General features: G+C 68.8%; 25 protein-coding genes. 24 read left to right on the top strand and 1 reads right to left on the bottom strand.

Annotation, left to right across the window (positions count from 1 at the left end; translation table 11 throughout):
* The first annotated feature begins 7 nt into the window (after positions 1–7).
* The 14 genes from BFF94_RS30670 (at position 8) to BFF94_RS30605 (ending at position 12696) form a co-directional block, all read left to right on the top strand.
* A complete protein-coding gene (locus BFF94_RS30670; protein WP_219140184.1) occupies positions 8–1813 on the top strand; it encodes a DUF2341 domain-containing protein in 1806 nt (601 codons plus the stop codon).
* 19 nt (positions 1814–1832) lie between these two features.
* Positions 1833–2243 carry an ExbD/TolR family protein gene (locus BFF94_RS30665; protein WP_128843399.1) on the top strand — a complete coding sequence of 137 codons (411 nt, stop codon included), beginning with the start codon at positions 1833–1835 and terminating at the stop codon, positions 2241–2243.
* A gap of 4 nt (positions 2244–2247) precedes the next feature.
* Complete coding sequence (locus tag BFF94_RS30660; protein ID WP_128843400.1) at positions 2248–2946, top strand: TonB family protein; 699 nt, start codon at positions 2248–2250, stop codon at positions 2944–2946.
* Positions 2947–3038: 92 nt separating this feature from the next.
* The gene (locus BFF94_RS30655; protein ID WP_128843401.1) at positions 3039–4850 is read left to right on the top strand and encodes a putative porin; all 1812 of its coding nucleotides are present in this window, start codon (positions 3039–3041) and stop codon (positions 4848–4850) included.
* 12 nt (positions 4851–4862) lie between these two features.
* Positions 4863–5540: a hypothetical protein gene (locus BFF94_RS30650; protein WP_128843402.1), complete on the top strand. Its 678-nt coding sequence runs from the start codon at positions 4863–4865 to the stop codon at positions 5538–5540.
* 59 nt (positions 5541–5599) lie between these two features.
* Positions 5600–6172 (top strand): YbjN domain-containing protein, encoded by a 573-nt coding sequence (locus tag BFF94_RS30645; protein ID WP_128843403.1) that lies wholly within the window; start codon positions 5600–5602, stop codon positions 6170–6172.
* Positions 6173–6225: 53 nt separating this feature from the next.
* On the top strand, positions 6226–6624 hold the full coding sequence (locus tag BFF94_RS30640; RefSeq protein ID WP_246637460.1) for a hypothetical protein: 399 nt from the start codon (positions 6226–6228) through the stop codon (positions 6622–6624).
* A gap of 90 nt (positions 6625–6714) precedes the next feature.
* Positions 6715–7605, top strand: a complete 891-nt coding sequence (locus tag BFF94_RS30635; RefSeq protein ID WP_128849881.1) for a peptidylprolyl isomerase — start codon at positions 6715–6717, stop codon at positions 7603–7605.
* 8 nt (positions 7606–7613) lie between these two features.
* Positions 7614–8459: a hypothetical protein gene (locus BFF94_RS30630; protein ID WP_219140182.1), complete on the top strand. Its 846-nt coding sequence runs from the start codon at positions 7614–7616 to the stop codon at positions 8457–8459.
* A gap of 46 nt (positions 8460–8505) precedes the next feature.
* Positions 8506–8889 (top strand): hypothetical protein, encoded by a 384-nt coding sequence (locus tag BFF94_RS30625; RefSeq protein WP_219140181.1) that lies wholly within the window; start codon positions 8506–8508, stop codon positions 8887–8889.
* Positions 8890–8965: 76 nt separating this feature from the next.
* Positions 8966–10387, top strand: coding sequence for a Do family serine endopeptidase (locus tag BFF94_RS30620; RefSeq protein ID WP_219140180.1), 1422 nt, complete (start codon positions 8966–8968; stop codon positions 10385–10387).
* Between the two features lie 58 nt (positions 10388–10445).
* Positions 10446–10919, top strand: a complete 474-nt coding sequence (locus BFF94_RS30615; RefSeq protein WP_219140179.1) for a YbaB/EbfC family DNA-binding protein — start codon at positions 10446–10448, stop codon at positions 10917–10919.
* 109 nt (positions 10920–11028) lie between these two features.
* Positions 11029–11508 (top strand): type 6 secretion system effector deamidase TecA, encoded by a 480-nt coding sequence (gene tecA, locus BFF94_RS30610; RefSeq protein ID WP_128846600.1) that lies wholly within the window; start codon positions 11029–11031, stop codon positions 11506–11508.
* Positions 11509–11802: 294 nt separating this feature from the next.
* Positions 11803–12696 carry an IclR family transcriptional regulator gene (locus tag BFF94_RS30605; RefSeq protein ID WP_128846597.1) on the top strand — a complete coding sequence of 298 codons (894 nt, stop codon included), beginning with the start codon at positions 11803–11805 and terminating at the stop codon, positions 12694–12696.
* Positions 12697–12798: 102 nt separating this feature from the next.
* On the opposite strand, the gene BFF94_RS30600 is transcribed toward BFF94_RS30605, so the two are convergent.
* Complete coding sequence (locus BFF94_RS30600; RefSeq protein ID WP_128846595.1) at positions 12799–13878, bottom strand: porin; 1080 nt, start codon at positions 13876–13878, stop codon at positions 12799–12801.
* A 444-nt stretch (positions 13879–14322) separates the two neighbouring features.
* On the opposite strand from BFF94_RS30600, the gene BFF94_RS30595 reads away from it, so the two are divergent.
* Genes BFF94_RS30595 through BFF94_RS30550 form a run of 10 tightly spaced genes read left to right on the top strand, consistent with a single transcriptional unit; the run spans position 14323 to position 22431 of the window.
* Positions 14323–14640: a non-heme iron oxygenase ferredoxin subunit gene (locus tag BFF94_RS30595; protein ID WP_050011927.1), complete on the top strand. Its 318-nt coding sequence runs from the start codon at positions 14323–14325 to the stop codon at positions 14638–14640.
* A 1-nt stretch (position 14641) separates the two neighbouring features.
* Positions 14642–14953: a recombinase-like helix-turn-helix domain-containing protein gene (locus BFF94_RS30590; protein ID WP_128846592.1), complete on the top strand. Its 312-nt coding sequence runs from the start codon at positions 14642–14644 to the stop codon at positions 14951–14953.
* Between the two features lie 47 nt (positions 14954–15000).
* Positions 15001–16071: an aromatic ring-hydroxylating dioxygenase subunit alpha gene (locus tag BFF94_RS30585; protein ID WP_128846590.1), complete on the top strand. Its 1071-nt coding sequence runs from the start codon at positions 15001–15003 to the stop codon at positions 16069–16071.
* Complete coding sequence (locus BFF94_RS30580) at positions 16064–16834, top strand: SDR family oxidoreductase (protein ID WP_219140178.1); 771 nt, start codon at positions 16064–16066, stop codon at positions 16832–16834. The genes BFF94_RS30585 and BFF94_RS30580 overlap by 8 nt, the downstream gene beginning before the upstream one ends.
* A 38-nt stretch (positions 16835–16872) precedes the next feature.
* The gene (locus BFF94_RS30575; protein WP_006489904.1) at positions 16873–17400 is read left to right on the top strand and encodes a cupin domain-containing protein; all 528 of its coding nucleotides are present in this window, start codon (positions 16873–16875) and stop codon (positions 17398–17400) included.
* Between the two features lie 18 nt (positions 17401–17418).
* Positions 17419–18315, top strand: a complete 897-nt coding sequence (locus BFF94_RS30570) for an alpha/beta fold hydrolase (protein ID WP_219140177.1) — start codon at positions 17419–17421, stop codon at positions 18313–18315.
* Positions 18312–19169 carry an IclR family transcriptional regulator gene (locus BFF94_RS30565; RefSeq protein ID WP_128844881.1) on the top strand — a complete coding sequence of 286 codons (858 nt, stop codon included), beginning with the start codon at positions 18312–18314 and terminating at the stop codon, positions 19167–19169. Before BFF94_RS30570 ends, BFF94_RS30565 begins: the two co-directional genes overlap by 4 nt.
* Positions 19166–19963 (top strand): SDR family oxidoreductase, encoded by a 798-nt coding sequence (locus tag BFF94_RS30560; RefSeq protein ID WP_128844883.1) that lies wholly within the window; start codon positions 19166–19168, stop codon positions 19961–19963. Before BFF94_RS30565 ends, BFF94_RS30560 begins: the two co-directional genes overlap by 4 nt.
* On the top strand, positions 19956–21623 hold the full coding sequence (locus BFF94_RS30555; RefSeq protein WP_219140176.1) for a thiamine pyrophosphate-binding protein: 1668 nt from the start codon (positions 19956–19958) through the stop codon (positions 21621–21623). Before BFF94_RS30560 ends, BFF94_RS30555 begins: the two co-directional genes overlap by 8 nt.
* Positions 21616–22431 (top strand): aspartate dehydrogenase, encoded by an 816-nt coding sequence (locus BFF94_RS30550; protein WP_219140175.1) that lies wholly within the window; start codon positions 21616–21618, stop codon positions 22429–22431. Before BFF94_RS30555 ends, BFF94_RS30550 begins: the two co-directional genes overlap by 8 nt.
* The last annotated feature ends 5 nt before the right edge of the window (positions 22432–22436 follow it).

The following is a 22436-nucleotide window of genomic DNA, read 5'->3' as shown; positions in this document are numbered from 1 at the left end:
GTGGATCGTGAAGCGAGTCTTGTTTTTCCTGTTGGCGGTGATGCTCGGCGTGCTGCCCGGCATCGCGAACGCATGGTGGCAGAACGACTGGTCGTACCGGAAGGCGATCACGATCGACGCGAGCGCGAAGGGCGCGAACCTCGCGGAGTCGGCCGGCCGCGTGCCGCTGCTGATCCGCCTGCACTCGGGCAACTTCCAGTTCGACGGGCTGGCCGACAACGGCGCCGACATCCGCTTCGTCGCCGCCGACGACAAGACGCCGCTGAACTACCACGTCGAGCAATACGATCCGGTGCTCGGCGTCGCGCTGATCTGGGTCGACGTTCCGAAGATGCCGGCCGGCGCCGCGGAGTCGATCTGGATGTACTACGGCAACAAGAAGGCGCCGGACGGCGGCAGGCCGGCCGAGACCTTCGATGCCGACTACACGCTCGTCTACCACTTCAACGGCGCGGCGGGTGCGCCGCCGAAGGATGCGACCGCATACGGCAACAACGCGCAGAACGCGTCGTTCCGCACGGTCGAGGACGGCATCGTCGGCAAGGGCGCGCGGTTCGACGGCACGGGGTCGCTGACGCTGCCGGCGAGCCCGTCGCTGAACTTGGCCGCGGGCGGCAGCTTGACGTTCAGCGCGTGGGTGAAGCCGTCGGCGCTGGCGCCGAACACGTTGCTGTACAGCCGCCGCGACGGCGCGAACGCATTGCTGATCGGCCTCGACAACGGCGTGCCGTTCGCGCAAGTCGATGGCGCAGCCAATGGTTCGGCGCCGGTGCGCACGCCGGCCGCCGCGCCGGTCGCCGCGAACCAGTGGACCTATCTCGCGGTCACGGCCGACGGCAAGAACCTGACCGTCTACGTGAACGGCAAGCAGGCCGCGCAGGTCGCGGCGACGCTGCCCGCGCTGAACGGCGCGGCGACGATCGGCGCGGACGCCGCCGGCGCGCCGGCCGGGTTCGCCGCGTATGCGGGCGCGCTCGACGAACTGCGCCTGTCGAAGGTCGCGCGCTCGCCGGCCGCGCTGGCTGTCGACGCGCTTGCGCAGGGCTCGGAATCGAAGCTCGTCGCGTACGGCGCCGACGAGAAGCAGTCGGGGTTCGGCTTCGGCTACTTCGGCGTGATCGTGCAGTCGGTGACCGTCGACGCGTGGGTCGTGATCGCGATCCTGCTCGGCATGGCGCTCGTGTCGTGGGTCGTGATGTGGACGAAGGCGCGCTACGTCGGCACCGTCGACAAGGCGAACCTGTATTTCGTGCAGCGCTTTCGCGAAGTGGCCGGGCGTCACCTGGTCGGTCTCGCGCATGTCGACGAAGCGAGCGCCGACGGCCGCCGGCTGTACCAGTCGTCGCTGTACCGGCTGTACAAGGCCGGCGTGCATGAAATCCACAGCCGCGTGGACGGAAACGGCCGCACGGTGATCACGTCCGAATCGATCGAGGCGATCCGCGCGTCGATGGATGCGACGCTCGTGCGCGAGAACCAGCGGCTGTCGAAATCGATGGTGCTGCTGACGATCGCGATCTCGGGCGGGCCGTTCCTCGGGCTGCTCGGCACGGTGGTCGGCGTGATGATCACGTTCGCCGCGATCGCGGCGGCCGGCGACGTGAACGTGAATGCGATCGCGCCGGGTATCGCGGCCGCGCTGCTCGCCACCGTCACGGGCCTGTTCGTCGCGATTCCCGCGCTGTTCGGCTACAACTACCTGCTGATCCGCAACAAGAACGTGACCGCGAACATGCAGGTATTCGTCGACGAATTCGTCACGCGCCTGGCCGAAGCGCACCGCGCGCCCGACCACGCGGTGCTGGCCGACTGACCGCACGCAGGAGACCACCATGCAGGTTCAGGACGACGAAAAGCCGTACGACGACATCAACATCACGCCGATGCTCGACCTCGCGTACGTGCTGCTGATCATCTTCATCATCATGACGACCGCGTCGGTGCAGGGCATCAAGGTCGACCTGCCGAAGGCGAGCTCGTCCGCGAGCCTCGCGAAGCCGAAGACGAAGGCGATCACGGTCGCCGATTCGGGGCAGGTGTTCCTCGACGCGTACCCGGTGACGATGGACGAACTCGAGAGCCGGCTGCGCACCGAGAAGGCGACCAATCCGGAATTCCCGATCGTGCTGAAGGGCGACGCGGCCGTGCAGTACCAGAAGGTCATGGACGTGCTCGACCTGCTGCGCCGCCTCGACCTGTCGCAGGTCGGGCTCGTGACCGGCCGCGCGAAGCAGGGCGGCTAGCGCGATGGAAATGACCTACAACGGCGGCCCGCCGCGCAAAGGCCCCGGCCGCTTCGTGAAGCCTGTCGCGATCGCACTCGTGCTCGCGGGGCTGGCCGCGCTGATCTGGCATTTCGCCGGCGATACCGCGGGCGTGAAGCGCGTGAGCGCGCCGCAGGTGACGACGGTGATTCCGCTGCCGCCGCCCCCGCCGCCGCCGAAACAGAAGCCGCCGCCCGAGAAGGTGAAGGAAGAGGTCAAGACGCCGGTCGACCGGCCGACGATCGCGCCGAAGCCGTCCGAGGCGCCGAAGCCGTCGGACAACCAGCCGAAGCAGATGACGATGAATGCCGATGCGCAGGCGGGCAGCGACAACTTCGGCATCGGCGCGGGCGACGGCTCGGGAATGGTCGGCAGCGGCGGGGGCGGCAAGTTCGGTAACGCGAGCTACGCGCAATACATGGTGTACGTGCTGCAGCGCGCGATCGAGCAGGACAAGGGCGTGCAGGAGGCAGGCGGCGCGCGCTTCGCGGGCAACCTGAACCTGTGGATGGATGCCGCCGGGCGGATCACGAAGGTGACGATCGCGCAGTCGACCGGCGACGCGAAGATCGACGCGGCTGTGGTCGCGGCGGTCGAGGCGCTCGGCAGGGTCGACGAGGCGCCGCCGGCCTCGACCGCGTATCCGGTGCTCGTCAGGCTGCAGGGACGCAAGCCGTCATGACGATGCGCAGTCGAAACGACGAAAGAATCATGGGGCGGCGCCGTCGCACGGATGCTGCCGGAAAAGAAACGAAAATTGTTCGGAGTGCTGCGATGATTCGGAAGATGAACGGACGGGGTGGGGTGCCCCGCAACGGCGCGCTGCCCGCGCGCCTGTCGCGCGTCGGCGCGGCGGTGCTGACGCTCGGGCTGACGTGCGCGTCCGCCGCGCACGGGCAATCGCTCGAGGCGCAGGCGGCAGCGGGGAAAGCCGCGCCGACGGAGAGCGTGGTGGTCAACCTGATCAACCTGCTGGTGAAGCGCGGCGTGCTCACGCAGCAGAACGCGAACGAGCTGATCAGCGAGGCGCGCACCGAGGCCGTGCAGGCCAGGTCGGCACGCGCATCGGGCGCGCCGGTCGTGGCGGGCGGCGTGGTCAACCCGCCGACGCAGCCGGGCGACGTCGCGGTGCCGTACGTGCCGCAGCTCGTGCGCGACCAGATCCGCGACCAGGTGAAGCAGGAAGTGATCGCGCAGGCGAAGGCCGAGAACTGGGCGCAGCCGAACACGTTCCCCGACTGGGTGTCGCGCATCAAGCTCGACGGCGACCTGCGTGTGCGCGACGAATACCACTTCTACGGCAGCCGCAACGCGAACAACGTCACGAACTTCGCGGCGATCAATCAGGGCGGCGGGTTCGACATCAACCCGAACACCAACACCACGCAGTTGCCGACGCAGAACACCACGCAGAACCGCAACAACCTGCTGCGCTACCGCGCGCGGCTCGGCGTGACGGCGACGCTGTCCGACGACATGATCGCCGGCATCCAGCTCGCGAGCGGCAACGACAACGGGCCCGTGTCGACCACGTCGACCGCCGGCGGCGGCTTCGCGAAGAAGAACATCTGGCTGAACAAGGCGTTTTTCGCGTACAAGCCGACGTCGTGGCTGAACCTCACGGCCGGCCGTTTCGACAATCCGTTCTTCAAGTCGGACCTGGTGTTCTCCGACGACCTGATGATGGACGGGCTCGCCGCGAACCTGCGCCATGCGCTGCCGTGGAATCCGGACGTCACGCTGTTCGGCACGCTCGGCGTGTTCCCGATCCAGTACACGAGCGAGAACTTCCCGTCGAACAGCACCGACAAGGCCGGCAGCGACACGAAGTGGATGTTCGGCGCGCAGTTCGGCGCGGACTGGAAGATCGATGCGAAGAACCGGCTGCGCGGCGCGGTCGCGTACTACGACTTCCAGAACATGCGCGGCACGCTGTCGTCGCCGTGCGCGCTGTATCTCGGCGCGACGAGCTGCAACACCGACAACGAGGCGCCCGCGTTCATGCAGGGCGGCAACACGCTGATCGCGCTGCGCAACATCGTGCAGAACCCGAACCTCGCGCCGGGGATGACGCCGCAGCCGCAGCTCTTCGGGCTCGCGTACAACTACCGGCTGCTCGACCTGAAGGCGCAGTGGGACACGGTGGTGGCCGATCGCTTCAAGCTGCGTCTCGACGGCGAATTCGTGCGCAACCTCGCGTACAACGACAACAAGGCGTTCGCCGCGGCGTCGCTGCCGGTCAACAACTACGAATCGACGTCGGTGAACGCGACGCGCGGCGACTATCGCAGCGGCCCGAACGGCTTCCTCGCGAAGGCGACGGTCGGCGAGCCGGAGCCGCGCGAGAAGGGCCAGTGGAATTTCTCGGTCGCGTACAAATACCTGCAGCCGGACGCGGTGCTCGACGCGTTCAACGATCCCGACTTCCATCTCGGCGGCACCAACGCGCGCGGCTACGTGATCGGCGCCGCGTACGCGGTTGCGCGCGATACGTGGGTGTCGGCCCGCTACCTGAGCTCGAAGGAAGTGTACGGGCCGCCGGTATCGATCGACGTGCTGCAGATCGAGCTCAATGCTCGCTTCTGACCGGAGCCGCGAATGAACACGACCTATCGCACGATGCTCGCGGCCGCTGCGGCCGGCGCGCTGCTGCTGGCGGCCGGCGGCGCGCACGCGCAGAGCATCGAGGACAAGCTGCGCAGCCAGTTGCGCTCGACCGTGCAGGAGCTGCGCCAGTTGCAGGACAGCCAGGCGCAATGGCAGAGCGACAAGGCGGCGGCCGAGAAGCAGCGCGACGACGCGCTCGCGCAACTGAAGGCGATGCAGGGGCAGCTTGCGGCCGCGCGCGGCGACTCGGGCGCGGAGGCGGCCGCGAAGCGCGCGCTCGCCCAGGAGCGGGCGGGCCGCGAGCAGGACGCGAAGTCGCTGGCGAAATACAAGTCCTCTTACGAGGACCTGCTCGCCGTGTCGCGTGCCCGCGATGCGCAGCACACGCAGCTGCAAAAGGACGCCGCCGCGCGTGACACGCAACTGAAAACCTGCCAGGCACACAATGCCGAACTGTATCGCGTGGGGCACGAGATTCTCGACGCGTACGAGCATGTCGGGATCGGCACGTTCTTCTCGTCGCGGCAGCCGTTCGCGCAGTCGGCGCGCGTGAAGTACGACGATCTCGCGCAACGCTACGGCGATGCGCTGTATGCGGGCAAGTACGACCCGGCCGCGCGGCCGGCCGCCGCAACGCCGGCGTCGGCCGTACCGGCGAGCGCGCCGTGAGCGCGCGGCCCGAGGCCGGGGTTGAACCGATCGATTCGTTGAATACGGGGAAGACAGACATGCAAGACAAGCAACCGAACGCCGGCGACGAACGCGCGGCACACGACGCGCCGATCGAAGCGATCAGCGCCGACCACCTGGCCGACGTGCTGCGCCGCGCGGGCTACCGCGTGACGGCGGCCGAGCAGAACGGCGCGATACAGCTGATGAGCGCGAGCCAGGGTATCGGCTTCGCGGTGCGCTTCGGCAACCCGGCCGGCGCGCTCGCGCCGCAGGGTGCCGACGCACAGCCCGCCGCGCTGCCGTACATCGACTACACGCTGTCGTGCGTGCTGCAGGTGCAGGGCGAATTGCCGGCCGAACTCGTCGCGGACTGGAACCGGACCAAGCGCTTCGCGCGTCTTGCGAGCCACGGGCCGTTTCTCGCGCTGGAGATGGACGTGGTCGTCGCAGGCGGCGTGTCGGAGCGCTATCTGCGCTCGACGATCGAGCTGTGGGATCGCCTGATCCAGGAATTCCTGCTGCACCTGCGCAACCGTCCCGCGATGGCCGAGCAGGAAGCCGCGGCGCGTGCGGCGGCGGGCGATCCGGCTACCGTCGTGGCCGCGCGCGAGGCTGCCGCACAGCCATGATCGCCGCGAGCTGGAGCGCCGGCCGTCGGATCGCCGGCCGCCGGATCGGGGCCGTGTTGCGCGCACTGCTGCCGGGCCGCGGTCGGCCCGATGCGGGCCCGCTGTCCGTCGAGGATGCGCCCGTCGTGTGGTTTGCGTATGCGCAAGGCGTCGCGCGGCTGCTGCAGGCGATGCTCGACGGCGACGATGCAGCCGCATGCCGCCTGCGTGCCGATGTCGGACGCTGGGCCGACCGGCTCGCCGATACGGGCGACGACGTGCCCGTGCTGCCGGTGCGCGCGTGGCTCGACCGGCGCGGGCACGTGACGCGCGTCGACAGCGCGCCGGCCAGCGATCCGGCGGTCGACGCCGCGCTGCGCGACGCGCTGGTCGGCCAGTCGGTTGGCGCGGTGCCGCCGCGTGGCATGACGCAGCCGATCGTGATGCGCCTGATGCTGACGAGTACGCGCTAGCTAGCGCGAGACCGCGAAGAAGCAACGACGCGAGCGCCGCGCGACGGCCGGCGTGCGCGAATCAAGAGCAATCCTGAGGGCAGTCGAACCATGATGACGAAGATGAAGATGCTGGCGATGATGGTGGGCGGTCTCGTGCTGGCCGCGCCGCTCGCGGCGTACGCACAGGACGACGTGATCGCGAACGCCGCGCAGGCGTCGGTCACGCAGGCCGACATCGCGGGGTTGTTGAAGGCGGTGAGCCCCGAAGGGCGCGAACGCCTCGCGGCCGACCCCGCGGCGCTGGACCAGGTGGTGCGTGCGACGCTCGCGCAGAAGGCCGTGCTGGCCGAGGCGAAATCGAAGGGCTGGGACAAGCAGGCCCAGGTGCAGGCGGCCGTCGAGCAGGCGCAGCGCGAAATCGTCGTGCGCAGCTACCTGGCGTCGGCAAATGCACCGCCGGCCGACTATCCGTCGGACGCGGAGATCCAGTCCGCGTATGACAAGAACCGCGCCGCTTTCACCGCGCCGCGCGCGCTGCACGTCGCGCAGATCTATCTCGCGGTGCCGCCGAACGCGGATGCCGCGACGCTCGACAAGACGCGCAAGCAGGCGGCCGATCTCGCGAGCCGCGCGCGCAGCGGCGATTTCGCGGCGCTCGCGAAGGCGAATTCGCAGGACAAGGCGAGCGCCGCGAACGGCGGCGATCTCGGTTTCGTGCCCGATCAATCGATGGTGCCGGCGGTCCGGCAGGCGGCCGACGCGCTGAAGCCGGGCCAGGTCTCCGCGCCGATCCAGACGCCGGCCGGCTTTCACGTCGTGAAGCTGCTCGACGTTCGCGCGGCCGCGCCGCGCCCGCTGGCCGACGTGAAGGAGCAACTGCGTGCGATGCTGCGCGCGCAGCGCACGCAGCAGAATGCGCAAGCGTATCTCGCGAAGCTGGCCGCGAACGCGCCGATCAACGAAGACGCGCTGAAGAAAGCGCTCGCGTCCGCCCGGTAGGCACGCTCATGGCACCTGTCCGTTCGACGCCGCGCGTCGAGGCGCCCGGCGCGCGCACGCCGGGGCGACGCCGCCTGGCCGCGGCTGCCGACCGTCCGCGCATGCCGAAGGCGAACCCGTGGCCGGGCCGGCCCGGCGAGTGGCCCACGCATTGCCCGCTCTGCTTCGGCGCGCTGGAGCCGTTGCCCGGCGCGGGCGGCTATGCGCGGCACCGCAGTGCGCGGTGCTCCGCGCAGTGCGTGCTCACGACGCGCCGGTATCAGCCGGAGGAACTGACGATTCGCGGCTCGCGCGACGTGCAGCTCGCGGCGCTCCATCGCGAGCGCTTCATCGCGCAGTGGCCGCGCCATTACGCACTGATGCGGCGTGCCTGGCCCGCGCTGACGATCGGGCGCTTCATCGCGGTGATCGCCTGCGTGGACGTCGCGGATCTCTGGTCGTACCGGATGTTGCGCGACGACGATCTGGCGGCCGTGCTGCTCGTGCTGGCCGGCTTCCTGCGCGTGCCGGATGCGTCGGGCGCCGATGGGTCGGGCGCCGCTGTGCCGGGCACCGATGCGCGCGCATCCACGGTGCGCTGGGTGCGGTTCTGGTTCGACGCGAGCGTGCGCGACGTCGGCGATCTGTGGACGGCCGGCAACGATGCGCCGCGGCTGTTTCGCATCGACTATCGCGAACCGCTCGTCACGCCGTATCCGACTGGTGCGCAGGTGCATGCGTGGCAGCCGGTCGACGGCATGCGCGATGTATGGGCGCGGCACGCCGATGCGCATGAGCCGGCCGTCGACGCGGCCGATCGCGCGGCGTTCGCGCGTTTCCTGGCGCGTACGTCGGCGCCGGGCGCGAGCGTGTGACGGCGGCGGTGCGAGCGCAATGGCGTCATTTCCGAAGGAGGCGCGCATGAAGATGCGACGAAACGGAATCGCGACGGTCGTCTGCCTGCTGCTGGCGGCCGGCGCACACGCGCAGGGCAACCGCCCGGCGGCGAGCGCGTCCGCGCCCGCGGCGGCCAGTCCGGGTTCGGCGGCGAAGCCGGTGTGCGTCGATGCCGAAGTCGACGGCAAGCGCGCGCTGTCGTACGACTGCCTGAGCCGGCAACTGACGCCGACAGCCGAACCGCAGGCTGGGGCATCGCAAACGGATTCGGAGCGGCTGTCGAAGCAGCCGTCGAACCGTCTCGGCACGTTCAACCTGTCGACCGAACAGAATCGCTTCGGCTCGAACTGGGGCCGGTCGGTCACACCGCAGCGGCCCGATGCGCCGGTCGCGGTGCCGCCGAGGTAATGGATGCGGCCAGTATTGCGGCGCGGGCATCGACGAGCCGGCGGCGTTCCGGCGCGAACCGACGAGGAGCGGCAACATGAAAGCGGGCAGGCATACGGGCCGGGCGGTGGTGTTGCAGGCGATCGCGGGCGCGCTCGCGTTCGGCTGCGCCTGCGCGGGTTCGACGGCACCGGCCGCCGAGCGGCCTGCGCAGGCGGGTGCCGCACCGCCGACCGTCGCGTTGCCGAACTTCGCCGCGCTCGTGCGGCGTGTCGGCCCGGCTGTCGTCAATATCAGCGTCACGCGCGAAGTCACGCAGATGGGCATCCAGTTGCCGCCCGGCATCGCGCCCGATCATCCGCTTGCGCCGTTTCTCGCGCGGCGCGTGATCGGCAATCGCGAGGAAGTGAGCCTCGGCTCCGGCTTCATCGTCAGCGCGGACGGGGTGATCCTGACCAACCGGCATGTGGTGGGCGACGCGGTCGCCATCGACGTGAAGCTGACCGACAAGCGGCAGTTCAAGGGGCGCGTGATCGGCAGCGATCCCGTCTCCGACGTCGCGGTGATCCGCATCGACGCGCACGACCTGCCGGTCGTCGCAACCGGCGACCCCGCGCGCACCGAGGTCGGCGATTGGGTGATGGCGATCGGTTCGCCGTACGGGTTCGCGAACACGGTCACGCAGGGCATCGTCAGCGCGAAATCGCGATCGTTGCCCGGCGAGCAGGCGATTCCGTTCATCCAGACCGACGTGCCGATCAACCCCGGCAATTCGGGCGGACCGCTGTTCGACCTCGGCGGCCGCGTGATCGCGATCAACTCGATGATCTTCTCGAAGACGGGCGGCTATCAGGGGCTCGCGTTCGCCATTCCGATCGACATCGCGCTCGACGTGAAGGACCAGCTGCTGCGGACCGGCAAGGTCACGCGCGGCCGGCTCGGCGTCGCCGTGCAGGAAGTGAGCCAGGCGCTCGCGCGTTCGTTCGGCCTCGCGGGCCCGGACGGCGCGCTGATCACGATGGTCGAGCCGGACGGCCCGGCCGCGCACGCGGGCCTGCAGCCGGGCGACGTCGTGCTCGCGGTCGACGGCAAGCCGGTCGCCGAATCGGCGGACCTGCTCGGCACGATCGCGGGCATGCGCGCCGGGCGGCAGGCCGACCTGCTCGTGTGGCGCGCGGGACGGGCGATACACATGATCGCGACGGTCGGCGCATTCGACAGCGGCACGGCGTCGGCCGGCGGCGAGCAAGGGCCCGCGCGATTCGGGCTCGCGCTGCGTGCGGCGACGGAGCAGGAGCGCCGCCGGCTCGGCGTCAGCCAGGCGCTCGTCGTCGAGCAGGCGAGCGGGCAGGCCGCCCGCGCGGGTCTGCAGCCCGGCGATATCGTGCTGTCGGTCAACGGCACGCCGGTCGCGAGCATCGGTGCGCTGATGACCGAGATCGACGCCGCGCACGGCAACGTCGCGCTGCTCGTCCAGCGCGGCGGCACGCGGCTGTATGTGCCGATCGGGGTCGGGTGAGCAGGTGAGCGGGCGACGCAACGCGGCACGACGGCGAACCGTCGAAACGGGAGGCAGGATGAAGCGAATGCAGGAGTGGGGCGGATCCGGATGGCTGCGGGCGATCGTCGTCGCAGCCGCGCTGGCCGTGGGTGCCGCGCCGGCCGCCGCGCAGACGGCCGACGTGCCGCAGACGTGGATCCGCTATGGACAACTCGCCGGACAGCAGTTCCAGGCGTGGCTCGAAGCGGACGGCGACGCGGCCGACCGGCTGCACCGCTATCTCGAGACGCGCGTGCTGAACGCGAGCGCCGATGCGCCGCCGCCCGCGATCGTCGTGCGCGCGTGGATCGGCGCGAACGGCGCGGTCACGCGCGTCGAATTCGCGTCACTGGGCGAGGCCGACGCGGACGCGACGCTGCGGCAACTGCTCACGGCCGCGCCGCTGGCGGAGCCGCCGCCGCCCGACATGCTGCAGCCGTTGCGCGTGCGCCTGCGGCTCGCGCCGAATCCTGACGCGGCCGCCGCCGCGCCGGCGCCGCGCACGCCGTGACGCCCGGGGGCGGGCCTGAAGCGGGCTGATGCCGGCCGATATCGTAATAAGATATGAACTTATTGCGTTGGCGGGATGATGACGCCCTCTTCCTCACAAGGAGCACCCCATGCAACTGACCCCGTTAGGCGGCCATGTCGCCCAATCCGGCGTCGCCGAGAAGCAGAAACATGCGCAAGCGCTGATGTTCGGGATGGCCGACATCAACGAGTATGTTTCCGGCGGCGTGTGCTACGACGCGGCAGCCTATGTCAGGTATCTGCTGCGCGGTGACGCGCTGATCGCGCCCGGTGCGCTGCTCGACACGATCGGTCAGCACTGGAAGACGCGGTTCAACTTCGAGACCGGCAATGAGTGGGACGGGCGGGCCGCCATTCCGGCGGGCACCGCGGTCGGCTTCTCGCGGGGCGGCAATGTCTTTCATGCCGCGATCGCCGTCGGCGGCAGCCGGATCCGTGCGGTGAACGGGGGGCGTCTGGGCAGCGGATGGATGTATGCGGTCGACCTCGCGCGGGCGCTCGAGCCGGATGCGGCCGGCGGCTTTACGTACGACCGCGCGAACGTCCGGGTTCTCCTGTCGCGCCTGTAGGCAATCCGGCGCGCCATGCCGCGCCGTCCGCCGTCCTTCAGCCGCTCGCCGCTTGCCGCTCGCAACGGCGGACGGCCGTCTTCCCGCCGTCCGGCGATTTCCACATGGCGTCGCGCCGTCCATCGCTGCTATCCTCTCGACCGTGAATGACGCTTCATGGGGTCGCGGATGCGCATGCTGCATCGCGGCGATGCGCACCGGCGTGAGCCTGCGCGTGCGCTGAGGTAGCATGACTGGGTATCCACGACGATCCATGGCCTGTTTCGTGATTGATTTCCTTCCGTCCATGTCCACATGGTCAAGACAACGATGAGCGACGCACCCGAACCTGCGGCGCCCGGCGACGACGAATCGTCCGGCGGCGCTTCGTCCTATCTGGTGCCGGGGCTCGAACGCGGGCTGCGGATCCTCGCCGAATTCTCCGCGCGCGAGCCCGTGCTCGGCGCGCCCGAGTTGTCGAAGCGCATCGGCATTCCGCGCACGACCACGTTCCGCCTGCTGCAGACGCTCGAGGCGCTCGGTTTCCTCGAGCGCGTGAACGGCGACCGCTATTTCCGGCTCGGCGTCGGCGTGCTGCGGCTCGGCTTCGAATACCTGAATTCGCTCGAACTGACCGATCTCGGCGCGCCCGTGCTCGAACGGCTGCGCGATGCGACCGGCCTGTCGACGCATCTGCTGATCCGCGATCAGCGCGACGTCGTGTTCGTCGCGAAGGCGCAGAGCAACGCGTCGATGTTCGGTTCGGTGAAGGTGCATGTCGGCACGCGCCTGCCCGCGCATGCGACCGTGCACGGCCACGTATTGATGGGCGACCTGACGCGCGACGCGCTGCGCCAGCTCTATCCGGAAAAGCGGCTCGAGCAATTCACCGAGCGCACGCCGGGCTCCGTCGACGAACTGTACGAACGCGTGCGCTATTACGCGCGGCTCGGCTATGCGGTCAGCGAGGCGGCATTCGAAAGCGGCATTTCGGCCGTGACCGCGCCCGTGCGCGATCATTCCGGCTCGATCGTCGCGGCGATCACCGCGACGGTGCCGCGCTCGGAGATCGGCGAGGCCGGCGAGAAGGAACGGCTCGTCGAAGCCGTGTGCGGCGCGGCGGTCGACCTGTCGCAGCGGCTGAACTACCGTCCGCTCGAAAGCGACCCGACGTTCGCGCACGCGCGCCACAAGGTCGCGATGTTCTGACGCGCGGGCGGCGCGCCGCGCCCGGCATCGCAAAACTGGTAAACGACAAGAGCGGCCCGCGGGCCGCTCTTGTCGTTTCGGACGCCGAACGCGTGAAACCGCTCAGAACGAGTGGTGGATCCCAGTCAGCACGATCACCTGGTTCGCGGTGCTCGACGCGCCGGCCGTGAAGAACGCGGCCTTCGCGCCGCCCGAACCGTGTTCGAACAGCACGTTCGCATAGAGCTGCGTGCGCTTCGACAGCGCATAGATGTCGCCGAGCTCGACTTGCGTCCAGCGGCGGCCGGCCAGCGTCGTGGTCGCCGCGCCGCCCGCGATCGTGTTGAACGCGCTGCTGCGGTAGTTCACGCCCGCGTCATAGCTCTGGAACGTATCCGAATAGCCGTTCGACTGCATCTTCGTGCGCGTGTAGAGGCCATGCACGAGGAAGTCGCCGAACTGGTAGGACGCGCCCGCACCGATGTTCTCGACCTTGTTCGCGATGTAGCCGTTCGCGGTGTTCTGCCCCTGGAACGACGTGATGCCGGTCGTGCTGATCAGGATCGAGCGGTCGTGCTCGTTCGAATACACGGCCGACGCCTTGAACGGCCCGTTCGCATAGTTCAGCGCGACGCCGACCGACTTGCCGGTCGAGAAGTTCGTCGTGTTGCCGAGCGCCATGATCGCCGCGGCCGAAAAGCCCGCGAAGCTCGGCGAACGGTACTTGACCGAGTTGTTGTACGGCACGTTGCCGGTCGCGGCGAGCCCGTCGATGTTGCCGGGGTGGAACGCGTACCAGCTCATCGCGAGGTAGGCCGTGCTGAGCGGATCGAGATAGTCGAACGACAGCGGCGTCTGGCGGCCGAGCGTCAGCGTGCCGTAGCGCTCCGAGCTGAGGCCGACGAACGCCGCGCGGTTCCAGATCGTGTTGGCGGTCGCGAACTGGCCGTTGTTCGTGTAGAAGCCGTTTTCGAGCTGGAAGATCGCCGCCAGGCCGCCGCCGAGATCTTCCTTGCCCTTCAGGCCCCACCGATCGGGCTGCGTATTGCCCTGGATCATCGCCCACTTCGCGTGGCCGCCGACGTTGTTCACGTACGCGACACCCGCGTCCAGGCTGCCGTACAGCGTCACGCTGCTCTGCGCCCACGCGCCCGACACGGCGCCCAATCCGATGACTGCTGCTGCTACCGCATGCTTGACCATTTGATCTCCTGAATCTCCAACCTGATGAAAACGTGCCGTGGCGGCCTGCGCAGGGACGGCCGGCCGTCGCGCGTTTTCCACCATCAGCGGGCATTTGAGTGTTCCATATAAGGAACAGTGTGCCTCTGATGGAATGGAGTATAGAGGCGTCAAGCGCCGTATCAAAAATAATTTTTTCGGGACGGATGGGTTTCCGGCCGATGTCCGGCATCGGTGCACGAAGCCCCAAAAAAGACGGTAAATCCCCGTCACATAACAAAAAATTACATTTGATAGGGCAGGCGGAAGTGATCGCCGACCCAACGGTCAGTGTTTTCCCTAGGACATGCAGCTTTTTGTTTTACTCGTGGAAAGTCGCTCCTATAATCACCATCCATAAACTGCTGTTCCGGATATGGAACAAATCGGAACCAACCGAGAGTCGATCAGAAGGAAGGGTGTGAGATGTCTGAACAATGGGTTTGCGCCGGGCACGCCGGCGCGCTGTCGGAAGACACGCCGATCGAGTTCAAGCGGACCGACGGCGTCGAAATCGGGATCTACCGCGTCGGCGACGACGTGTATGCGCTCGAGAACGTGTGCCCGCATGCGTACGCGCTGCTGACGCAGGGGTTCGTCGACGAAGGCACCGTCGAATGCCCGCTGCACGAGGCCGTGTTCGACATCAAGACGGGCGCATGCCTGAAGGGTCCGGGCGGACGCGCGCTGAAGCAGTACGCGGTGCGCCTCGCCGGCGAGGAAATCCAGATCAAGGTGGAATGACATGAAAGAAGCGACCGTCAACTTCAATCCCTTCCTGAAGCCGTGGGTGGCGCCGCAGCCGAACAACGTCGCGGGCAAGGGGCAGATCGAGATCCCCGGTCAGGTCGAGAACCAGGTCTGGCAGAACCGCAAGGCCGCACCGACCCAGTACGAGAACGACCTCGGCGATGCGCTCGAACGCGTGTTCGAAGCCGGCGCGACCGAGCTGGACGACGTCGTCGCGGGCCTGAACCGCATCGGCTTCCGCGCCCCGGACGGCTCGGTGTGGACGCCCGAGCGCTTCCGCGCCGAAATGGCCTCGCTCGCGGAATGACCGCGCTTAAGCGCTGACCCGCCGACAACCGCATCCGGAGCACACTGATGACGTCCCCCGCACAACACGCTTCCCAACACGACCCGGTCCGTGACTATCTCGACCGCGGCATCAAGAACTACTGGTATCCCGTCGCACCGAGCTGGCAGGTGTCGAACGCGCCGGTCGGCCTCACGCGCCTGTCCGAGCAGATCGTGCTGTGGCGCGATCACGACGGCAAGGTCCACGCGCTGGAAGATCGCTGCCCGCACCGCGGCGCGCGCCTGTCGCTCGGCTGGAACCTCGGCGGCAACATCGCGTGCTGGTACCACGGCATCGAAGTCGACGGCGGCGGCACGGTCAACCGCGTGCCGGCCGTCTCGAACTGTCCGCTCGAAGGCACGAAGTGCGTGAAGTCGTATCCGGTCGAAGAGAAGGCCGGCGCGATCTTCCTGTGGTTCGGCGACGAAGCGCACGGCGAGCCGGCGCCGCTGAACCTGCCCGAGGAACTGGTCGACGACGAGTACGGCCACTTCCTGTGCGTGTCGAACTGGAAGTGCAATTACCAGTACGCGATCGACAACGTGATGGACCCGATGCACGGCGCGTACCTGCACGCGACGTCGCACTCGATGGCCGAAGGCGACAAGCAGGCCGACATGCGCGTGCGCAAGACGGAAACGGGCCTGATGTTCGAGAAGATCGGCCAGCGCGACGTGAACTTCGACTGGGTCGAGCTCGGCGAAACGGGCTGCCTGTGGATGCGCCTCGCGATTCCGTACAAGCAGAAGTTCGGCCCGGGCGGCAACTTCGGGATCATCGGCTTCGCGACGCCGGTCGACGGCGACAACTGCCAGGTCTACTTCTGGCGCACGCGCAAGGTCAGCGGCTGGCAGCGCGACGTGTGGCGCTTCATGTACCGCAACCGCCTCGAGGGCCTGCACTGGGACGTGCTCGAGCAGGACCGCTACGTCCTCGAAAGCCTCGCGCCGAACGCGCGCGACCACGAATACCTGTACCAGCACGACGTCGGCATGACGCGCGTGCGCCGGATGCTGCGCACGCGTGCGCAAGAGCACCTGTCCGCGCTCGACGCGCATCGCGCGGCGCAAGCCGCTTCGGAGCCCGCGAATGGCTGAGCTCGCACCGGTCGTGTCGCTCGCGGGGCGCCGCGTGCTCGTCACGGGCGGCGCGCGCGGGCTCGGCGCGGCGTTCGTGAAGGCGCTCGTCGCCGCGGGCGCGCAGGTCGCGTTCGGCGACGTGCTGGCCGACGAGGGCCGTGCGCTCGCCGCGCAACTGTCCGAAGCCGGCCATGCCGCGCATTTCTTCGCACTCGACCTGGCCGATCCGGCGAGCGTCGACGCATTCGTCGCGCAGGGCGCGGCGGCGCTCGGGGGCATCGACGCGCTGATCAACAACGCGGCGATCACGAACTCGGGCGGCAAGCTGTCGACGGAGCTCGACGTGTCGACCTGGGACGCCGTGATGAACGTGAACGTGCGCGGCGTGTGGCTCGTCAGCAATGCGGCGCTGCCGCACCTCGCGCAGTCGGGCCGCGGCGCGATCGTGAACCTCGCATCGGACACCGCGCTGTGGGGCGCGCCGAAGCTGCTCGCGTACGTCGCCAGCAAGGGTGCGGTGATCGCGATGACGCATGCGCAGGCACGCGAGTTCGGCGCGCACGGCGTGACGGTCAACGCGATCGCGCCGGGGCTGACCGAAGTCGAGGCAACGGCCTACGTGCCGGCCGAGCGCCATGCGTTCTACATGCAGGGCCGCGCGCTGACGCGCGCGCAAATGCCCGACGACGTGACGGGCCCCGTGCTGTTCCTGCTGTCGGACGGCGCGCGCTTCGTGACGGGTCAACTGCTGCCGGTGAACGGCGGCTTCGTGATGAATTGATTGAATTGATGTTTTCACTCTGAATGAAGGAGAGGACGATGGCGGACGCCGATCTCGAACGCAAGTCGTGGGACCAGCCGGAAGGCGCAAGCTTCAATGACTGGATGGAAGGGCGCGTTGCGCGCTACGCGACGCGGCGCTACGACTGGGACGCGCTGAAGTTCCAGGCCGACTACGACCCGAAGTACCGCCGCGCGCAGATGCGCTACGTCGGCACGGGCGGCACGGGCGTCGCGAAGGACGTCAACACGGTACCGGCCGGCAACTTCACGTTCTCGACGATGGTCATTCCGGCCGGCAACATCGGCCCGAGCCACATCCATATCGACGTCGAGGAAATCTTCTTCGTGCTGCGCGGCAAGATGAAGGTGATCTGCGAGCGCGACGGCGAGACGTGGGAAGCGATCCTCGGCGAGCGCGACCTGATCTCGGTGCCGCCGGGCGTGTATCGCACGGAAATCAACATCGGCGAGGAAGATGCGCTGATGTGCGTGATGCTCGGCTCGTCGAAGCCGATCACGCCGACGTATCCGCCCGATTCGCCGCTCGCGAAGATCAAGCGTTGAGACGGGGCGGGTGAAGCAATGAGTGTCATCGACAAACGTGAACGCGACCGCACCGCGGCGTTCGCCGCGCTGCTCGGGCAGTTTCCCGAGCAGCGTTGCGCGGCCGGCGCGGCCGGCACGATCGGTTATCGCGAGGCCGGCGCGCAGCATGCGGGCCGCGCGCTGCCCGTCGTGCTGCTGCACGGGATCGGCTCGGGCGCCGCATCGTGGGTCCGCCAGCTCGACGCGCTCGGCGCATCGCGGCGCGTGCTCGCGTGGGATGCGCCCGGCTACGGCGTGTCGACGCCCGTGCACGGCGCGTCGCCGGCCGCCGCCGATTACGCGGCAGTGCTGAACGCGTGGCTCGAGGCACTCGGCATCGAACGCTGCGTGCTGGTCGGGCATTCGCTCGGCGCGATCATCGCGGGCGGTCTCGCCCGCGTGATGCCCGCACGGATCGCCGGCCTGCTGCTGGTGTCGCCCGCGGGCGGCTACGGCAGCGCGCCGGCCGAAACGCGCGAATCGCGTCGCGATGCGCGGCTCGCGATGCTCGCGGAACTCGGCCCGGCCGGGCTCGCCGAGCAGCGCAGCGGCAACATGCTGTCCGGTTTCGCGAGCGAGGATGCGCGTGCGTGGGTGCGCTGGAACATGGCGCGCATCGTGCCGGCCGGCTACGCGCAGGCCACGCATCTGCTCGCGAACGCCGATCTCGCGACCGATCTCGCCGGTTTTCGCGGCCGCACGGCCGTGGCCGTCGGCGCGAGCGACGCGATCACGCCGCCCGCCGCGTGCGAGCGGATTGCCGCGGCCGCGCACGTCGGGCTGCAGGTGATTCCGCAAGCCGGCCATGCCGGCTACGTTGAAGCGCCGGCCGTTTATTCCGCGCTGATCGACGCATTCTGCCGTCAGTGCGATACGCAGCGAGGTCTGGTATGAGCGAACCGCTGCAACAACAAGAATCCGAGAGCGCCAAGGCCGAAGCCGGCTACGTGGTGCCCGGCCTCGAACGCGGGCTGCGGATTCTCGCCGAATTCTCGCCGCGCGAGCCCGTGCTCGGCGCGCCCGAGTTGTCGAAGCGGCTCGGCATTCCGCGCACGACGGTGTTCCGTCTGCTGCAGACGCTCGAATCGCTCGGCTTCCTCGAGCGCGCGGACAAGGATCGCAACTACAAGCTCGGCATTGCCGTGCTGCGGCTCGGCTTCGAATACCTGAGCTCGCTGGAGCTGACCGATCTCGGCCTGCCCGTGATCGAGAGCCTGCGCGACGCGACCGGCTTCACGACGCACATCGTGATCCGCGACGGCCGCGACGTGGTGTTCGTCGCGAAGGCGCAGAGCCAGTCGCCGGTGTTCAGCTCGATCCGCGTGAACGTTGGCACGCGCTTGCCCGCGCATGCGACGACCCACGGCCACGTGCTGATGGGCGACCTGTCGCTGAAGGCGCTGCACGCGCTGTATCCGGAAGGCGCGCTGAACCGGATGACGGGCGCGACGCCGGAGACGGTCGACGCGCTGTACGAAGTGATCCGCGAGGATGCGCTGCGCGGCTACGGCGTCAGCAACTCGTCGTTCGAACGCGGCATCTCGGTGGTCACGGCGCCGGTGCGCAACGAGACGCAGAAGATCGTCGCGTGCATCACGGTGACGGTGCCGCGGCCGGAGATCGACGCGGCGCTGATCGCGGACGGGTTGATCGACAAAGTGCAGCGTGCGGCGGCGGAACTGTCGCGGCGGCTCAATTACCGCTCGGATGACGAGCATACGTTTCTGAAGGCTTTGGGACTGAAATGATTGAGATCGATCTGACCGGGCAGGTAGCGGTGGTGACGGGCGGTTCGTCCGGCATCGGCCTCGCGACCGCCGAGCGGTTCCTGCAGGCCGGCGCGTCGGTTGCGATCTGCGGCCGCGACGGCGAGCGCCTCGCGCGCGCCGAAGCGATGCTCGGCGAAAAGTATCCGGGCGCGCAACTGCTGGCCGAGCGCTGCGACGTGCTCGACGAAGCCGACGTGGCCGCGTTCGCGCAAGCGGTGTCCGCGCGCTTCGGCCGCGCCGACATGCTGGTCAACAACGCCGGCCAGGGCCGCGTGTCGACCTTCGCCGACACGACCGACGACGCGTGGCGCGAAGAACTCGAACTGAAGTATTTCAGCATCATCCGCCCGACGCGCGCATTCCTGCCGCTGCTGCGCGACGCGCAGGCGCCGACGATCACGTGCGTGAACTCGCTGCTCGCGCTGCAGCCCGAGCCGCACATGGTCGCGACGTCGTCGGCGCGCGCGGGTGTGCTGAGCCTCGTGAAGTCGCTCGCGACCGAACTGGCGCCGCAGCGCATCCGCGTGAACTCGATCCTGATCGGCATCGTCGAGTCGGGCCAGTGGCGCCGCCGCTACGAAGCGCAGGCGCAGTCCGGCGAAAGCTGGGAGGGCTGGACGGGCGCGCTCGCCCGCAAGAAGAACATTCCGCTGAATCGCTTCGGCAAGCCTGACGAGGCCGCCTGGGCACTTTTTTATCTCGCAACGCATCTGTCGTCCTACACGACGGGCAGCCATATCGACGTTTCTGGAGGCTTTGCACGCCATGTCTGAAAAAACCACGGTTGGCGAGCTGATTGCCGCCTTTCTCGAGCAGTGCGGCGTGAAGACCGCATTCGGTGTCATCTCGATCCACAACATGCCGATCCTCGACGCGATCAACTCGCGCGGCAACATCCGGTATGTCGGCGCGCGCGGTGAAGCGGGTGCGTTGAACATGGCCGACGGCCTGGCCCGCGTGTCGGGCGGCCTCGGCGTCGCGTTCACGAGCACGGGCACGGCGGCGGGCAACGCGGCCGGCGCGATGGTCGAGGCGCTGACGGCCGGCACCGCGCTGCTGCACGTCACCGGGCAGATCGAGACGCCGTACCTCGACCAGGATCTCGCGTACATCCACGAAGCGCCCGACCAGCTGTCGATGCTGAACTCGATCTCGAAAGCGGCGTTCCGCGTGCGTACGGTCGAGACCGTGCTGCCGACGATCCGCGAAGCGGTGCGCATCGCGCAGACCGCGCCGACGGGCCCCGTGTCGGTCGAGATTCCGATCGACATCCAGGCCGCCGAAATCGAATGGCCGGAAGACCTCGCGCCGGCGCACGTCACGGTGCGCGAGCACGACGCCGCGCGTGTCGCGAAGCTCGCCGACGCGCTCGCGGCCAAGCGCCGCCCGCTGCTGTGGCTCGGCGGCGGCGCGCGTCACGCACGCGAGGAAGTCGAACGCCTCGTGAAGCTCGGCTTCGGCGTCGTGACGAGCGTGCAGGGCCGCGGCGTGCTGCCCGAGGATCACCCGGCGACGCTCGGCGCGTTCAACGTGCACGCGTCCGTCGAAGCGTTCTACAAGACCTGCGACGCGCTCGTCGTCGTCGGCTCGCGCCTGCGCGGCAACGAAACGCTGAAGTACAAGCTCGCGCTGCCGCAGCCGCTGTTCCGTGTCGATGCCGACGCGCTCGCCGACAACCGCGGCTACCGCAACGAGCTGTTCGTGCACGGCGATTCGAAGCGCGTGCTGGCCGAGCTGGCCGACCGCCTCGAAGGCCGCCTGTCGATCGATCCGCAGTTCGCCTCCGATCTCGCGGCGGCGCGCGAGCAGGCCGTCGCCAGCGTGGCGGAGGGCCTCGGGCCGTACAAGAAGCTCGTCGACACGCTGCAGGGCGCGGTCGGCCGCGACTACAACTGGGTGCGCGACGTGACGATCTCGAACAGCACGTGGGGCAACCGCCTGCTGAAGATCTTCGAGCCTCGCTCGGGCGTGCATGCGCTCGGCGGCGGCATCGGCCAGGGCATTCAGATGGGGATCGGCGCGGCGCTCGCGGGCGCGGCGGCGAAGACGGTCTGCCTCGTCGGCGACGGCGGCCTGATGGTCAACGTCGGCGAACTCGTCACGGCCGTGCAGGAAAACGCGAACGTGATGATCGTGCTGATGAACGACCAGTGCTACGGCGTGATCCGCAACATCCAGGACGCGCACTACGGCGGCCGCCGCTGCTTCGTGCAATTGCACCAGCCCGATTTCGCGCAATTCTGCGCGAGCTTCGGCCTCACGCATTACCGGATCACGTCGCTCGACCAGGCCGAAGCGATCGTGCGCGACGGGATGGCGAAGGAAGGGCCGGTGATGGTCGAAGTCGACATGCTGTCGGTCGGCTCGTTCGCGTCGGCGTTCGCGGGCCCGCCGGTGAAGAAGGAAGCGCCGACGGAGCGCCAGTATGCGTAACCCGCACGCACCCGTCGATGTCGTGATGATCGGCTTCGGCGCGATCGGCGCGGCCGTGTACCACGCGGTCGAGCACGATGCGTCGTTGCGCATCGCGCACGTGATCGTGCCGGAACACCAGCGCGCGGCGGTGCAGGGCGTGCTCGGCGATGCGGTCGAGGTCGTGTCGTCGGTCGACGCACTGGCCCGCCGCCCCGAGTTCGCGCTCGAATGCGCGGGCCACAGCGCGCTCGTCGATCACGTCGTGCCGCTGCTGAAGGCCGGCACCGACTGCGCGGTCGCGTCGATCGGCGCGCTGTCCGACCTCGCGCTGCTCGACGTGCTGTCGCAGGCGGCCGAAGAGGGCGACTCGACGGTGACGCTGCTGTCCGGCGCGATCGGCGGCATCGACGCGCTGGCTTCCGCGCAGCAGGGCGGCCTCGACGAAGTGCTGTACGTCGGCCGCAAGCCGCCGCTCGGCTGGCTCGGCACGCCGGCCGAGGAACTGTGCGACCTGCGTGCGATGACCGAGGAAAAGGTGATCTTCGAAGGCACCGCGCGCGACGCCGCGCGGCTGTATCCGAAGAACGCGAACGTCGCGGCGACGGTTGCGCTCGCGGGCCTCGGCCTCGACGCGACGCGCGTGCGCCTGATCGCCGATCCGGCTGTCGCGCGCAACGTGCACCGCATCACCGCGCGCGGCGCATTCGGCGAGATGTCGCTGGAAATGAGCGGCAAGCCGCTGCCCGACAACCCGAAGACGTCCGCGCTGACGGCGTACAGCGCGATCCGCGCGCTGCGCAACCGCGCGGCCCGCTGCGTGATCTGACCGGG

This window comes from Burkholderia catarinensis (genome assembly GCF_001883705.2).
GTDB classification, from domain to species: Bacteria; Pseudomonadota; Gammaproteobacteria; order Burkholderiales; family Burkholderiaceae; genus Burkholderia; species Burkholderia catarinensis.
Note: the sequence above shows the minus strand (reverse complement) of the source record. Positions and strands in the feature narration are given on the sequence as shown.